Genomic DNA, 16,517 nt, shown 5'->3' on the forward strand with positions numbered 1-16,517 from the left:
CTTGAACTACAACCAATCTGGGTGAGTGTCAAAACTAGCGCTGTCGATGTTTTTCACTAAATTACCCCAGTGATACGTTAACGGAAGCTCGCTTGCATAGAAGTACTTCATTGCTTGGATCTTCCCCTTATAAAACTTTTCATTTTCGACATGTAAGTCAGCTTTAAGGGCCTTTGTTGCGATGTCGGCCTGCTTGAGCCAAAGCCAAGCGATAGTCACATGACCAAGCATATTCAAGTAACTCACTGAATTTGAGAATACTAAATCAATATGCTTAGTTTGAGCGGCGTTCATTACTGCTGTTGTTACTTGCTTGATATTATTCAAGGCATCGTTTAATTCATTAGCAAATTTCTGCAAGCTTGGCGTCGACTTCGCATTCTCGACTGTTGAGTACATTTCATTTAAAAATGTGTGGTAACCAGCAAAATCGTTCATCGGTACTTTACGACGCAACAGATCCAATGATTGAATACCTGTCGTACCTTCATGAATTGGATTGAGTCGATTATCACGATAAAACATTTCAACCGGATGCTCGTTCACGTAACCATGACCACCTAAGACTTGAATGGCTAAATCATTCGATTTTGGTCCCCATTCGGAGGGCCAACTCTTAATAACAGGGGTTAAAAAGTTAAGTATAGTTGAGGCTTTGCCACGCGCTTCTTCAGTTGTTGCGGTTTGTTCATCCTCAGCTAATGAGTGTCCATACAAGCATAAGGCGTACGCCCCCTCTGAGTAGGCCTTTTGAATAAGTAGCATGCGCCGTACATCGGGGTGCTCAATAATGTTTACCGGCGGTGACAAAGGGTCTTTGGCAGACAACAATCTGCCCTGCGGTCTTTGTTTTGCATAATCAAGCGAATATTGAAAACCCGTTAAGGCGGTGAGTGCTGCACCCGTTCCAACCAAAATACGCGCTTCATTCATCATATGAAACATGTACATCAAGCCTTTATTTTCCTCCCCAACGAGATAACTAATCGCGCCGTCTTTTTCACCAAAACTCAACGCTGCTGAGGTGTGTCCGCGTCCGCCCATTTTATGGAATAAACCCGCTAAAGCGACTTCATTTTGCTCACCAACACTGCCATCTTCGTTGACCAAAAATTTAGGTACAATAAATAATGAAATTCCTTTTACGCCTTTTGGCGCGCCTTTTATTCGCGCTAGAACCAAATGGACAATGTTCTCGGAAAGGTCGTGGTCACCGCCTGATATCCAAATTTTATTACCGCGCACTCGATAGGTACCGTCCTCTTCTTTAGTAGCAGACGTTGTAAGGTCAGCCAAGCCCGAACCTGCGCCTGGTTCAGTCATTGCCATGGTGCCAAAAAAGCGCCCTTCTCGCTGTGGTGCAACCCACTTTTTAATTTGCTCAGGAGTACCATGTGCTTCAATTAGATTACAGTTTGCGTGGGTTAATGAAATATAACCGAGGCTAGTACTTCCCGCTGCCGACAAGTAAGCAAAAGCGCCACTCGCTGCAATTAAAGGCAGTTGCATACCGCCTGACTCATAGTCACTTGTCGGGGCAGTTAAACCCGCTTCAATAACCGCATCAAGACCGGCTTTTATCTCAGGTATCAAATGTACGTTGGTCCCATCAAACGTAGGCTCGTTACTGTCCACTTTATGTTGAATGGGCAGATAATACTTTTCCGCGATAGCTTGAGCAATATTGATCGCCGCATCAAAGGATTCACGATCATGATCTTTGTAACGCTCACGGTCTGTTAAAGATTCAATATCAAACATTTCATACAAAAAGAATTCGATGTCTCTGCGACTAACAATAGGTGCTGGCATAGGATTAATTCCAATAGGTTTTGTTGTATATCGTGTACTTTATAATTATTTTACAAAATTGTTGTCACGCAGGTGACAGTAGGACTGAAGATTTAAGGATTAAAGGAGTCAGTAAATTGAATTTATCAGTGTTAATTTGCATTTAACACTGTCCCACAAATGGCATTGAGCTTTTAATCCACCTCACAAGTTTGATTTCCGTCAACTTCCCCGTTGTGTTTTGGTAACATTAATGTAGGTTATCAAGAGTGATCTTCCCCCGATTTAGTAGAATTTTTGTGCAGGTGTGTACCATTTTCAACATTTAACTTTTTTCAATTCGCCGCTTGGTAAATGTATATTTTTTGGTGTTAGGTGACAGAGCTGATTATTACGCTCACTCATGAAACCCGTTTGACACCATTGAGGAATAAAATGATTATCTTTTGTTGCCATCCCTCCTCCATTCCTTAGAGTAATTAGTTAGGGTTATTGTCGAGTTTTCAATGCCGGCCAGTTTTTCTTGTGTATACAAATGCTACCAAACTTAATCTCGGTTTGGCGAGAGAAATAAGAACTGTTACAAATGTGAAAATATACTTGTGCTGCATAGTTCACCTATGTTGCATGTACCTTCATTCGAAAAGGTACACTGTCCTAAAAATCGATAAAAGGGCGGCATTGAGAATGCTGCAGACCTCAGGCTGCTCGGTATTGAAGAACTGCTTTTTACCAAAGAGAATATCCGTAAGTAAACAAAAATATAATGGTTTATATAGATTTTTTCATCAATTAATTTATCTCAAACATCACTCAATTAATTGCCACCTCAACAACATCATCAGCATGCACTTGATTGAACTCTTCACCTTGAAAGGCACTGCCTATTTTTATCAGTTGTTCACGCGTCGGATAGCGCACAGTTCGTAAATCAGTTGCGTTAACTTGAGTGTGGCCGTTCACTTTCCGAAAGCATTTATCCAACAGAGAGCTATTGAGAAAGACCCATAAACCTCTTGCTAGCCTTTCATGTTAATTTGCATCAGTAATTGACCCACTGAGGATGCAAATTAACACTGCCTGTTGGAATGTGTCTCAGGGCGCTAACTTTTGCCATAAAATCGATCGTTTTATGAATGAAAAAATGACAAAAAATGTATTGTTTGGCGCGAAAATAATCATTTTACTTTTAAGTGGATTTAGGCAAATGCTGAGTGATTCACTTGGTAATTAATCTAAGCTAAGGTCAGTTTAAAACTCCTGACAATGTGTTTAACTTCTTTCCATAGAAATTAAACATGCACATTCATGCAAAAAAAGCTTGTTTAATCGTTCACACTATTAAGGGTCGTTGAGAGACTTTTGTTGCAATGAAGTGTGCTATTTATCTAAAATAGAAATAGAAATAGAAATAGAAAGTAAAAAAGGAATCCTTCCTATATTTTTCTCTATCTCGATATTGCAAAACAATCAATTAGAAGGACTCTAATTTTGCTTCAATATAAACCAAATGATTTCTTAAAAAAAAGCTTAACTCAATCTTTGTTAATACTCTCGCTGGCAGCTTTGCTGCCAGCATGTGGTGGCGGAGAATCAAATAGCGTACCCGATATCCCAACAAATATAGCACCTATTGCTAACGCTGGAAGCGATATTAAATCTCAAGAGCAAGAAGAAGTAACTATACAAGGTAGTGGTACTGATTCAGATGGGAGTATATCAAGGTATACTTTGACTCAATCTGATGGTACAGCACTAACTATAACTAGTGCTAATAGCGCAGTAGCATCAGTAGATATACCCGTTACTGTTTCCGATGAAGTTACTGTATTTACGCTAACGTTGCCTGATAATGAAGGCGCTACATCAACGGACTCTATCACGTTAACTTATGTTGCTGGAGGCTCTAACCTTATTCCTACAGCTAATGCGGGGGCTAATCAGACTAGCGTTAATACAAGTGATACCGTAAAGTTAAATGGACTCGGATCTACAGATGATACAGGTATTGCAAGCTATAGCTGGCGGCAAATTAGCGGTTTATACGCTATATTAGATAATGCGCACATAGCAACACCTACGTTTGTTGCACCACAGATTACAAACCGTTCAACTTTTGCTCAAGATTTAGCAAAAACAGAAACTTTTTCAACGGTTACTCAACAAGTAATACCTAGGTCACTCAGTAAACTTTTTGATATTACTTACTTAGGTGCAATGCGGGTTGAGTCACAAAATCCTAATGAGCCAGATGGTAACAGTAACTTTTCATCTGGCGCATTAGGATACAACGCAGTAAATGATAGCTTGTATATGTCAGGTAGAAACGGGGGAATTGCGGAATTTAAAGTACCAATCAATCTTTCTCTAAGTAATGACGTACAGACCATTCCTGCTGCTACTGTATTGCAGCCTTACTATAATGTATTAGCTGCTAACACGCTTAATCCAACCGCAGTTAATACTATAGACGGTATTCTTGAATTTAATGGTAACTTGTTAGTATCAAGTGAGGCTTTTTATAATGCGTCAGCAACTAACCCTAGTAATCTGCAAATTTTTGATAATGCCAATAGTATAGCAACCGCAAACAATAAAGGTTTGTTGGAACTGGCTGGTGCTGCAAAAGCGGCTGGTTATATGGGTGAAATACCTGTCAGTTTACAAGGTTTGCTTGGCGGCACTCACTATGCAGGTTGGGCGTCTAACTACTCAATCACAGGTCGTTATTCACAAGGGCCGTCACTGTATGTTTTTGACCCTCAAGACGCAGTTGACGCTGACTTAACAGTAGACCCTAAAATACCTAGTACACCTATAATTAGTTACCCTGCAGGGCCAACAACAGAGCTTGCGCCTAATGGATCTGACTATATAATAGATCCTGATCCGCTATGGAGTAGTGGCGCAAAAGCAAAAGGTGCAGTATTCATACCTGATACCAGTTTCTTTTTAGCAATTGGTCAACAAGCAGGTTTAGATACTGGTTCTGGCTATAAGATAACACAACTAGATACAGGCAAATTGTGTGGCGGTGGTTGTTCTTTTGTATCAACTGATATATACAGCTACTTTTGGTTGTTTGATGTTGCCGATGCAGTTAATGCGACAAACCCACACGGTCCTCGTCCGTTTGCGTTTGGTAAGTGGTCACATCCGTTTGATGATGGATCTGATCATCAACCACTTGGTTCTACTTTCGATCCAATAAATAACCGATTATTTATCGCACTCAACGGTGCGGGGCAACGTGGAAACTACGATAGCCCCCCTCTAGTTATCGCTTATCAGATTACCCCTAAAGCGGTCGAAGATACAACTATTACCGCTGAAGCAACGGACATGGTGTTTGAACTTGAAGTTACAGACACCGAAGGACTAAGTTCGCGTGATACGGTTACTATCTCATTAAACAATACTGGCTCTTTAACACCAGGCACGACGACACCAGACTTATATATTAGCGCAGCCCAAACTACATACAACTTAAATGTTGGTGATCCTCTTTCTGCGCCTACTGGAACGTGAATAGATAGTCGTCATGATATTAAAACGATCACGCCAACAGTTTCAGTAGATACAGGAAAACGGGAACGTACAAGTGATATGGATTTAGCAGGGAATGTCGCTAAACCGATATCGTGACACTAAATGTAACGCCATCAGTTAACACTGCGCCGCCCTAGCTCTATATATTAACTTTTTGTAGCTGATTTTTTGTAATCCAATTTAACTTAGTCGTGCGACTGATCCGTCTTCTATAGGTGTCAGTTACTTTTACACTCCTTGAGTCTAAACCAGTAATGCAGTATTGAGGATGGCGCAAGCTTTTGTTATTTATATATTATTTTTATCGGCTCGATAATTGCTTATATCAAACAAAGCTAAATCATAATTAAAAATAGCAGTTAACTGGTGTTAAACATTTATTGAACCGCAAATTTTTGTGGCTCTGTCATTACTAAAAGGAATTTACTTACATGAAATTGATTTCAATCATTCTCGCTTTTTCTATTTTATTTTTAGCATCACACGCAAACGCTGTAATAATTAAATCTAAGGACTGGTCGTTCAAAGCTACCAATGAATCTTGGAACAGTATATCCACTAGGTACGATAAAAATGGGCGTCTAGAGTGTACATCGAAGCCATGTGCACGAGAATATTGGGCGTCTTCTGATGAACTTACGAAGATGTTTGATTTTGCTAGTATTAATGAACTAATCTCTGGTGTGATTGTTGAAAACTCAGGAGATTCGTTTGTTAATTCAATTTTCCTAGGGTCAGGGCCGTCGCTTAGCGTTGGTCTTATTAGTAACATTTGGCATGGCTGGCTGCGAGAAGAAGACCCATTGAATATAGACGAAGCCCTCAGCGCTCAGGTTGACGGCGGATGTTATCAAATTTCAAGTGATGGAGTCGATTGTAGTTTGTCCAGCTCGCCTACCTTCAGTACTCACCCTAAAACATCTGCTGACGAGGGAGCGAGTGGGAACGTTGCAATAACTGGTCATTGGGTTTACACAAAAGTAAATGAGCCAAGTGCAATTGCTTTGTTTATTCTGAGCTTGTTCGTCATTGGGTTTGGTCGAATAAAGTTAAATGCTAGGTTTCTGAGGTTTTTTTCAAAGCCAAAAATACACCTGTAATCTATTTTTTTTAGTTATCCACTTTTAGTATTTTTGATAATCACTAAAGTGGCTAACTTTTATCTTTCTTTATATTGACTTATCAAAAACAAGTAATTGTGTCTGGGATTACTTGTTTCCCTGAAAAGTTAAATAAACGCATTGATTTGAAAGGCTGATTAAGACGGCATAGAGAGAGTAGTATTTGGGAAATGTAAGATTTTTATTGCTTAGCTTGTTACTAAGCTCAGCTTCAATAGCTAATTCAGCTTTGCTCGATAGTAGTGACGGTATGATTTATGATAATGTGCTAGGTATTATATGGCTTGCTGATGCTAACTACGCTAAAACCTCTGGTTATGATGATGACGGCAGAATGAGCTTTGATGAAGCTAACATATGGGCTGAACAACTCAGCTATGGCGGATTTGATGATTGGAGGTTGCACAAAGTAGCCCAGCCCAACGATACTTGTGAAAATGGGGTTGGGTACGATTATGACTGCATTCAAAATGAACTAGCTTACATGTTTATGATTAACTTAGGCTTTAAAGATATACCTCAACCAGTTACCAGTTATACCCTGAACGAGAATTATTACCTTTTCCAAAACATAAAGCTTACAGTCCAATACTGGTCAGGGACATTAATGATTCCTTCCACAGCGGAGTTTGGATATTACACTACAGGCTTAGGCTAAGCTCGTGTAGAGCAAAATGCAGTTGATACAATAATTAGCTCGGGTTTGGGCTGTTCGTGATGGTGGTATTGCTTCTGCATCTGTACCAGAACCTTCAACACTGGTTATCTGTGTTTTAGGTATTGTAGGTCTTACACTCCCTAGAGTTAAAAAATAAATACTCTTAATAAACTTGATAGGTTTCTGCCTTAAACTCGTGCTCGCGGCTTAAATTTCACGTAGAAATTTGGATGGGCAATGACCGCTGTTGTTTAGATTATCGGTTAGCAGTCAAGCACACTAAACCCCATTTACTCTCGGTATTTCATGACTGCTGGCGGATAATCCCCAGTGAACGAAACCGCGGTGAGTTACCTTCGAACCTGTGCTATGGGGATTTCGATGTGGCGTGGGCGGGTGTTGATGTGAGGTTTGTGGCTTTTGTTTTTTCGGGCGAGTGATCTAGTCGTTTTACAAATCACCTTGCTGCATTTTATTGTGTTAATAACATTACCGCTCCGTTTTTTGCCCTTATTTGTGTGTTGTCTTGATTTCCAAGTATAGCGAGCCTGACATCGTCTTTTAACGAGGGTATAGATGGTGCTGTTATGGCTGTTTAGTATCATCTTACTTCAGCTTTTGGCGGGGCGCGAGGCAAGTATACAGGCTCTTTTATTGCCATTATCTCCAAGGGCTGTTGGCACTTTCGGCAGTTGAATACAGCAGTCTCCTCGTCAGCTTTGGCTGATGTTTCATCTACTTCGGGCGCAGGCGCATCCAGTAATTTGCGAGCCAGTGCCATCTTGGGGCGGCTCGCCAGCAAACCGAAGTGGCGTATACGATGAAACCCTGATGGCAATACATGCAGCATGAACCGGCGAATGAATTCAACGGTGTCGAGCTGCATAGTTTTATGCTGATTATTCCCTTTTCGCCGGTAGTCCTTGTAAGTAAAGCTCACCTGTTTGTCGTTTATCTCGCGCAGTCGACTGTTAGAGATGGCGACTCGATGCGTATATCGGGCTAAGTAGGCTAACACTGCCCTTGGCCCTGCAAAGGGCTTTTTGGCATAGACAACCCATTCTCGGTTTTGCTGTTGTGTGCACCACTTAGCAAACTTTTCAGCATCCTCAAGCTCACTGACCTCACTAAAGAATAATAAGCGTTTATGCTCAAATAGCGCACGCAGTCCTTCAACAAACAAGCGGCGAAACAAGCGCGATAATACCCGCACAGGTAAAAAGAAGCCCTTCTTACAGGCTTGCCATTGTTGCTCACCGGTTTTAATGCCGCCACCGGGCACAATGCAGTGCACATGCGGATGATGTACCATCGCCGAGCCCCACGTGTGCAGTACCATGGTGGTGCCAATGTGCGCCCCTAGATGTTTAGGGTCGCCGGCTATGGTGGCGAGCGTTCGCGCTGCCGCCTTCATCAATAAGCCGTACATATCGGCTTTGTTGTAAAAGGCCAACTGACTGATGGCAGCGGGCAAGGTGAACACCACATGGTAGTAATCGACCGGCAACAACTGCGTTTGCCGTGCTTCTAGCCAGCGCTTAGCACTCGATGCCTGACACTTCGGGCAATCGTTTCACGACAAGGCCCATTACGACATGAGTTATACGCGATTACGTCAGTCTCACATTGCGAGCAATGTAATTGATGACCACCTAGTTTGGCACTTCGGCAAGCCTCAATCGCCGACATCACTTTGAGTTGACTCAGGTGAAGGTGCTTGCCTTGTTTCGCTTTATATTGTGCACCATGGAAGCGAAACACATCAGCCACCTCCAACGAGGGTCGAGCCACCGCTTATTCGTCAACCTCCTCCGGTTTCATCGATAATGCATCCAGTGGACCCACCACCTTATCAATCAACTTCGTGGCGACCTGCGTATAAAGCGCAGTGGTATCGAGTTTGCTGTGTCCCAGCAGAGTTTGGATAACTCTGATATCTACACCTGCTTCCAGCAAATGGGTGGCAAATGAGTGACGCAGACAGTGCATAGATACGCGCTTTTCAATGCCCGCATCCTTTGCCGCCGCCAAACAGCCTCGACTGAGTTGTCGGGTAGACATTGGGTTATACGGTTGTTGACCGGGGAACAACCAACCGCCTTTTAACATCAAGTTTTGTGCCTGAGCGTACTTATACCAATCGCGTAAACACACCAACAGTGCGGGAGAGAGTTTCGCTAACCTGTCTTTTTTGCCCTTTCCTTGCTCGATAATGAGCACCATACGTTTGCTGTCTATATCCGACACTTTTAATGCAACCACCTCACTAATTCTCAAGCCAGCGCCATATGCCACCGACAGGGCTGTTGTGTACTTCGGTGAATGACAAGCATCAATGAGGCGTTTTACTTCCTCGACACTCAGCACCGTGGGTAATTTACGAGGAACAGGTACGCGACATAATCGCTTAACAACATCTGGACGATCTAAAGTCTTGGCGAACAAAAATTGCAAGCCCGTTATCGTCCCATTCATAGTGAAGTTTGATGCACCTTGTTCGGCTAACGCTATCTGAAACTCTCGCAACTGTGCTGATGTTGCCTGCTCTGGCGAGTGTTTCAGATACTTGGCAAGCTTATCGACGGCCCTAAGATAACCGATTTGGGTTCTAGGGTTGAGCTTACGCATGTTCATTTCGTCTATCATGAGTTGGCGAAGGGGACTAATTTGCTTTTTGACTTGAGTCATATCATCACTCCTTAAGTGAATTCAGGGCGGGATGCCCTTTATTCAGCTTAAATGAGGAAACGATGTGGTGGTTACTTTTTGAGCTATAAAAAACAACCCTACCGCGGGTAGCAGTTTAGTTCTTTGCCGTAGAGCCGACCGTCAGAGATACATGCTCGACGATCCGCAATAAGATTAGAGCGGGAATGATCAAAAAGAATCTAACCGTCTTCTTAAGCAGCACTTTCTGTCAATTGTTTAATCGTGCTTTATAGTTGTTAAGAATGATTTAGCTAACCAAACAAATCATAAAGCCAAAACCACTTGAAAGCGGTTTCATAATGTTAGTGTGAGTTTGAAACTTTAATTAACTTGCATAGTTACTAAAGCACTGACAATCGCGTTGCTAAGTCTTCGGATAGAAAAAATCGCTTTGTAATTTCACTATTTTTGATAATGACAACAAGGCAGCCCAAGTGTCCCAAATGGTCTCAATCTGGTCACAATGAAATAATTTAAAAAGATATGGTCACAGCCGACAACACTAAATAAAAACTAGCAAATGCTCCTTACGGTTTGATATTTTTGCAACGAATAGTCTGTTTCACTGGCGTTGACACGATAAAAATATCTATTTGCAGCTTCACGTATATTCGATGATATCGCCAGTATGTATGTTACCGTTGCTTATTCGCTCAAATCTACTCTGTTGCATAGATCAGTGATGTACTTTATTTTTTCTATTTACCTTAGCCAGCCGGATACAAGTCAATGTCTATTTTAATTCTCACTGATATCCCAGAATGGATTCGCCCCCTCGTTGGCCTTTTAGAATCGAGGGGCATCAAAGTGCAAGTTACTGATGATCCGGAGCAGATCACAGCGAATGGGTTGATCGTCAACCGCGTGTCCGCCCTTCTTGCTGAGCGTGACAAGGCTCGGGCGGATCGGATCACCAATTCTCTGCGAACATGGGAGACCGAGGGTAGGTCTGTGATCAACGGATCATTCTGCTTCCAGACCGGCTACAGTAAGTTGGCTCAAGCCAAGCTTTTTAACGACTGCGGAGTGCTTACGCCGCAAACGTACCCCGCAGTTCCGGGCGGACGCGCCATACACGGAAAAACGGTCCTTCTCAAACCACCTGCAGGTGGTTTTGGCAGAGGGATCCGGATACTTGAAGACGGCGAACCCTCGCCAGATGGACTTTTTAGTCGAGGAGAAGGCTGGATTGAGCAAGAGATGCTAACCGCCGCAGACGGCCGCGTCCACCGGATCGAAGTCCTCGGTTCCGACATCCTTTACGAAGCCAGCTCACCGATTCAAGCTGACAAGTTCGACTACTGCCTAGCTCACCCGGAATCGGATGTTACCCTCAGGCCTGCTCGCGAAATTGCCCCGAAAGTAACCGAGTCGGTGAAAAAAATTATGCAGTCCGCAAGGATGGAGCTCGGCGCAGTCGAGTACCTTCTGGATGAAAAGGGCAATCCGGTTTTCATCGACCTGAACCCAGTTTCCAGCTTTCATCCGGGCGCGACAGCCGTCCTTGGTTGCGATCCCATCGACGCCACCGCCGCCTATTTGATTCAAAGATCCGCGGGGCTTTAAAAAGGGTCAAAGGTAGGCCTAGAATGACTTTTTATGCAACAGTCAAGCTTACTTGGTTTCCAAACAGTGCATTAGCCCTTAAGAACTCAAACGTATGCCGAGTTGAAATGTTAATTTATAATTTATAATTTATAAAAAAGATGGCGCTACTTTTTTGAACTAATTTAAATGAATTTGAGCGAATTTGATATCACGCCTGTGGCAAACAATGTTAACAAAGCGCCAAATAGGATTTTGTTACATCTTTTGCATTTATCTTACCAAGTATTGTTGCATCAGTTAAATTAACATTAGCTTTCAAAGCGTTATTAATAGCAATAGCTAATTGATGCGGATCCTGTGGTGGAACTAAGTATTGAGATAAGTCATCCAGCAATATTTCATTTGGCCCGTGCGGACAATTTGTTGATACAACCTTTGTTCCACATACAATAGCCTCAATTAACACTGTAGGTAAACCTTCGAAATCAGAACTAAGTGCGAGTAGTTCGGCATTTTTTATCCAAGGATAAGGGTTAGTTGTGAATCCAGGTAAAATCAATCGATCCGAAACGCCCATTTTTTCACTTAATTTTCGCAATTTTTTAGTGTTACCAGCTAAGCATACTAGCTTTATCGGTGACTCAATAAGTTTAAGTGCAGCAAATAAAATATCGTGTCTTTTGGCTTTAGCAGCGCGGCCTACATGTAGAATGTATTTTTCAAGCGGCAATCGCTCTGTTGTTTTATTTGATAACGATTTAATGCGCGCAATATCAAAAGGATTATAGATTGTAGTCACGGAACTAGGATTGTAAAGCGATGCTGTTTTCAACTCTTGCGCTACCCCATCAGATACGGCGACCAACTGCTTATCTGACATGCGTTTTATTATTTTTCGCATATACCAATATTTGATTGGACCCATCAATTTTTCACGTTGAAGCTCTATATTAAAGGAGTTATGAATAACATAAAAACACTTTTTCAAATTAATAAGGTGAGCTAAACGATAGCTTTCAAGCAAATTTACCAAGACCAAATCGAACGGTTGTTGTTGTTTCTCTGCGGCTTTAATTGCCGCGGACAAAACTGCAGCATGCCGATGACCACTGAACCAACTGCGCAAAGACGGTTTATTTCCCTTAAAAGGAAAAACCACATCGATTGAATCTGGCACGATATGCTCAACATTTTCCTTCAATGAAAAGAACGTCACGGTATTCCCTTGCGCAATCATTTCTTGGGCAAGCGTAAGCATAACCCGCTCAGCACCGCCGCCGGCGAGCGAGTCAATAATAACCGCAACATTCTTCATATTTTTAGCCTTGTATTTGTCTATTAATTAGCGAATTCTCAACCAAAAAAGGCAAACTCACAGGTAAGTACAAGCATATCTAGGTTTACATTAGCAATAGGCACTCAACTTTGTGCAAATAGTTTTCTGCAGTAGTTAAGCGGGTCTTTATAAGGCATCGCTTTTTCACTACTAGGGGTTGGCACCGTGATATAAATAGCCGCGCCATGTTCAACTGCCTAGCGTGATTTTTGCGCACCTGAAGAAACATGCTGTGATATTTTTACTGACCGAAGTATCCTGTCCTCTTCATTCACTCCCAACTGAAGAGTAATTGCGTTAGCTCATTTCTACTAATTCCTGACAGTATACTTTAAATCTTCTAGAACAAATGAGGTCGGATCCCATGAGGGGTTGTTAAAAGCATTATTGATCAACATGTTCACCTGCTCATCGCTAAAATTTATTTGTGCTTCAGAAATTTAAATGAGTCACTTTTTTACCCGATTTTTCACTCGTTTTTTTACCCATCATTTTACAAATCAATTTTATAAAAATCTTTATACCATTCAACAAAAGCAGCAATACCGTCGTCTAGGTTGGTACTTGGGCGATAACCCACTTCCTTAACCAATGCTTCAACATCAGCATAGGTTTCGACTACGTCACCTGGTTGCATTGGCAATAAATTTTTTTCAGCGGTTTTACCGAGTGCTTTTTCTATTGTTTCGATAAACGTAAGCAGGTGTACTGGTGTTTGTGCACCAATGTTATAAATACGCCATGGGTCTTTGCTGGAACTAGGAGAAGGTGACTTAGCGTCCCATTCTGGGTCCGGCGTAGCGACATGCATCATGGTTTTAATAACGCCTGATACAATGTCATCAATGTAGGTAAAATCACGGCGATGATTGCCAAAATTATAAACATCGATAGGTTCACCCGCGCTGATCGCCTTGGTAAATTTAAACGGTGCCATATCAGGGCGCCCCCAAGGACCATATACTGTGAAGAAGCGTAAGCCCGTTGTTGGTAAATTATATAAATGGCTATAGGTGTGAGCCATCAATTCATTGGCTTTCTTGCTAGCTGCGTAAAGTGAAACCGGATGATCAACATTATCGTCAACACTGAATGGCATCGTTTCATTAGCACCATAAACCGAGCTTGATGAGGCATACACTAAGTGCGCCACCTCATGATGGCGACAACCCTCTAGTATATTCATAAAACCAACAATATTAGCGTCGATATATGCATGTGGATTTTCAATCGAAAACCTAACGCCCGCTTGCGCTGCAAGATGAATAACACGATCGAATTTATGCGCTTCAAACAAGGCTTCCATTGGATCACGATGTGCAATATCCATCTTTATGAATTCGAAACGAGCGGCGTTTTTATGCTCTGCTATCCAATCTAACCGCGCTTGTTTAAGCGATATATCGTAGTAATCATTGATATTGTCTATACCGATGATATCCATGTCCATATCAAGTAATTGACGACATGTGTGGGCGCCGATAAAACCTGCTGCGCCGGTGACTAAAATTTTCAATTTATTTCCTTGGTGACAAATTATCGTTCGATTGAACATCTTTCGGGGTAAAGATATGCTCGCCGAATATTTTTTCAATAATACCCCGACCCGACTTCATGAGTAAATGGTAAGTGAGTAAATGTAGCGGCATTTTAATAAAATGTCCTCGCACCGTTGCCAGAAAATACCGAATGGGAGTCGCATCGCAGTGTAATAATCGATGTTGAGGTAGTAACACCTTTGCGAAAATAAATTGATCAAAAGCGACGCGTAACGTCGACTTATTTAGCAATAAATCAATCGTTGGTGTCGGTAATGATAAATCAAATATGTTTTGCAACGCACGCAGAGCCAAGCCTACTTCGTACTTGAAGCCGAGTTCTTCAGCAACATCGAGAACATCACTCAAGTTATCGGCGCCTATCTCTATCAGCATAAAGTATAAGTCGAGTACATCACGAAAAGCCGTTTTGTACTCTTCATTTCTAAATAAATGGACTGCACTGTGCACAAACTGAGCCGGTAAACTGAGGGTTTGAATGCCATCTTTATTGCTTACTATGTGATTTTTTAAGACTGAAGCACTCGGTGCATCATTGGACACAATCGGAATAATATTATGATGAACATCAATTATAGTGCCCCGATGTATATGCGCTAAAGGTGGAATTTCATGCGCCCACTTACGATAATAACGTTGATCGTAGTCACTGATTTTTTCCCCAAACCACCCATGCAGAGCCAATGTTTGCTCACAATCGATAAGTTGTGCTTTGTTTACCAAAATATCGATATCACTGTATATTCTGCCCTGCCCCGCCAGCGAATGATTGAGGCTATATGCTGCCCCTTTTAAAAACACCACAAATTCTGATACTGGTTTGAGAATATGGCTTATCTCATTGGCTTCTAAAAATACCTGTTCTTTTTGTTTCTCAGCTATCTTTAAGGCGTTTTTTAAATGCCGTATGGTCTTTTCATCTAATTGCAGTGGCTTTTCATTTACCGACAGCGGCTTTTTATCCGATTGCAGCGCATGTTCATCTGAGACCAACTGCTTTTCATGTAATTGCTCATCAAGCGAATTATCAAAAATCAGAAACGCTAATTTAGCCAACACTTTTTGCTTTCTAAGCACTACCATCGCCTTTGAGCGCTCAGGTTCGGTTAATGCGAATAGCATCTGGGGCTTCAAAAACAGCTGAATAATAAAGTGTTGATTAAGTAACATTGATAATATCTTCAGTTAAAAACAAATCCACTTCGTTTAGATCGTTATAAAAGATTTCGAAGTGCTTTGTTTTCTCTATTAATGACGTAATAGTGTCGAAGCTGGATTTTCCAATGGCAGTAAAATTGAACGAATTATCAACTAACTGCATAAAACTCTCGGTCATATTTAATTGATAGATGTCTAATTTTCTATCTACTTTATAGTTAGGATAAACAATCCCGACAATTGTAGCCGCGGTTCGATTTTGCTCAAACGCTGCTTTGGGCGGTGCCATATGGATCACGTCGCCTTTGTGGGTGTCGCCAGCTACGGTAGAAAAAACAGACTCGGGAAACCATTGTTTGGCTAAGGCTATCGAACTATTCTTTAAACAAATAGGCCTCACAAATGGAATAACTTGATTTGTATCCGGGATAATTAAGGCCATTTCATCCGATAACAACCGCCATCCGTTTTGCGATAGATGCGCCGTTAAGGTACTTTTACCTGAGCCTGGCGGTGCCGGAAACAAAATTGCTTTGTCGTCTTTAGCAAGCACAGCAGAATGGACTATTGCATACTGTAATTCATGCGCAGCAACGGTCCAATTCATTCCCCATTCTAGCATTGCATATGCCTGATTTGCCTTTAGCGGCTTAAAGGGTTCACGCTCATCACATAAAAAACGCGCTTGGGGTTTATAAAAGCGCCTGATCCCGCCTGAGTAGGTCGCACTTAAATAATAATCAACATAAACCAATGGGTCTATTTCATCACTAAAAGCATCGCCATATAAAATCTTGGCATTGCGGGCGACCAATGGAATATTGGTTTCGACTTGAAACGTGAATGGGGGTAAGTTTAATTGAAAGGTTTGCATTTACGCTGACACCTGCGACTCAACTAGAAAGCCTTGATCAATGAGTGTTCGTAACTTGCTTAAGTCTTCTTTGCACAGCTTTTGTGGACAATCAAGCCACTCTTTAAAAACCGCTTCATTAACGCTAATGGAAGTGACAACGGTACTTTGGGTATTAAAAAAAACCAGCCCTGACTTATCTAAAAAAGGATGCATTAGCATCCCTTTTTTACAT

General features: G+C 41.8%; 12 protein-coding genes and 1 pseudogene. 4 read left to right on the forward strand and 9 right to left on the reverse strand.

Annotated elements, in window-relative coordinates:
• Positions 1–6: 6 nt before the first annotated feature.
• Together CXF81_RS06705 and CXF81_RS19825 are read right to left on the reverse strand one after the other, a co-directional pair.
• Positions 7–1,812: an acyl-CoA dehydrogenase gene (locus CXF81_RS06705; protein WP_101180594.1), complete on the reverse strand. Its 1,806-nt coding sequence runs from the start codon at positions 1,810–1,812 to the stop codon at positions 7–9.
• Positions 1,813–2,604: 792 nt separating this feature from the next.
• Positions 2,605–2,754 carry a hypothetical protein gene (locus CXF81_RS19825; RefSeq protein ID WP_157825514.1) on the reverse strand — a complete coding sequence of 50 codons (150 nt, stop codon included), beginning with the start codon at positions 2,752–2,754 and terminating at the stop codon, positions 2,605–2,607.
• Positions 2,755–3,282: 528 nt separating this feature from the next.
• Between CXF81_RS19825 and CXF81_RS06710 the strand changes: the two genes are divergently transcribed.
• The 3 genes from CXF81_RS06710 to CXF81_RS06720 all read left to right on the forward strand — a co-directional run bounded on the left by CXF81_RS06710 (position 3,283) and on the right by CXF81_RS06720 (position 7,119).
• Positions 3,283–5,319: a hypothetical protein gene (locus CXF81_RS06710; protein ID WP_101180595.1), complete on the forward strand. Its 2,037-nt coding sequence runs from the start codon at positions 3,283–3,285 to the stop codon at positions 5,317–5,319.
• Positions 5,320–5,771: 452 nt separating this feature from the next.
• Positions 5,772–6,440, forward strand: a complete 669-nt coding sequence (locus CXF81_RS06715) for a hypothetical protein (RefSeq protein WP_101180596.1) — start codon at positions 5,772–5,774, stop codon at positions 6,438–6,440.
• Between the two features lie 184 nt (positions 6,441–6,624).
• Positions 6,625–7,119: a hypothetical protein gene (locus CXF81_RS06720; protein WP_101180597.1), complete on the forward strand. Its 495-nt coding sequence runs from the start codon at positions 6,625–6,627 to the stop codon at positions 7,117–7,119.
• A gap of 601 nt (positions 7,120–7,720) precedes the next feature.
• Here the strand turns inward: CXF81_RS06720 and CXF81_RS06725 are convergent.
• Both CXF81_RS06725 and CXF81_RS06730 read right to left on the reverse strand, forming a co-directional pair.
• Positions 7,721–8,910, reverse strand: a pseudogene (locus CXF81_RS06725) (IS91 family transposase).
• Positions 8,911–8,913: 3 nt separating this feature from the next.
• Positions 8,914–9,807, reverse strand: coding sequence for a tyrosine-type recombinase/integrase (locus tag CXF81_RS06730; RefSeq protein WP_101180598.1), 894 nt, complete (start codon positions 9,805–9,807; stop codon positions 8,914–8,916).
• 750 nt (positions 9,808–10,557) lie between these two features.
• Between CXF81_RS06730 and CXF81_RS06735 the strand changes: the two genes are divergently transcribed.
• Entirely contained in the window at positions 10,558–11,394 is an 837-nt protein-coding gene (locus CXF81_RS06735) for a RimK family alpha-L-glutamate ligase (RefSeq protein WP_101180599.1), read from the forward strand.
• Positions 11,395–11,605: 211 nt separating this feature from the next.
• On the opposite strand, the gene CXF81_RS06740 is transcribed toward CXF81_RS06735, so the two are convergent.
• The 5 genes from CXF81_RS06740 to CXF81_RS06760 all read right to left on the reverse strand — a co-directional run bounded on the left by CXF81_RS06740 (position 11,606) and on the right by CXF81_RS06760 (position 16,498).
• The gene (locus CXF81_RS06740) at positions 11,606–12,691 is read right to left on the reverse strand and encodes a glycosyltransferase (RefSeq protein WP_101180600.1); all 1,086 of its coding nucleotides are present in this window, start codon (positions 12,689–12,691) and stop codon (positions 11,606–11,608) included.
• Between the two features lie 514 nt (positions 12,692–13,205).
• Positions 13,206–14,228 carry an NAD-dependent epimerase gene (locus CXF81_RS06745; protein WP_101180601.1) on the reverse strand — a complete coding sequence of 341 codons (1,023 nt, stop codon included), beginning with the start codon at positions 14,226–14,228 and terminating at the stop codon, positions 13,206–13,208.
• Between the two features lies 1 nt (position 14,229).
• A complete protein-coding gene (locus CXF81_RS06750) occupies positions 14,230–15,441 on the reverse strand; it encodes a nucleotidyltransferase family protein (RefSeq protein WP_101180602.1) in 1,212 nt (403 codons plus the stop codon).
• Positions 15,431–16,303, reverse strand: coding sequence for an HprK-related kinase A (locus tag CXF81_RS06755; RefSeq protein WP_101180603.1), 873 nt, complete (start codon positions 16,301–16,303; stop codon positions 15,431–15,433). Before CXF81_RS06755 ends, CXF81_RS06750 begins: the two co-directional genes overlap by 11 nt.
• Positions 16,304–16,498, reverse strand: coding sequence for a hypothetical protein (locus tag CXF81_RS06760; RefSeq protein WP_232771810.1), 195 nt, complete (start codon positions 16,496–16,498; stop codon positions 16,304–16,306).
• Between the last annotated feature and the right edge of the window lie 19 nt (positions 16,499–16,517).

Origin of the sequence: Glaciecola sp. 33A (genome assembly GCF_002836745.1) — a bacterium.
Taxonomy (GTDB): Bacteria; Pseudomonadota; Gammaproteobacteria; order Enterobacterales; family Alteromonadaceae; genus Glaciecola.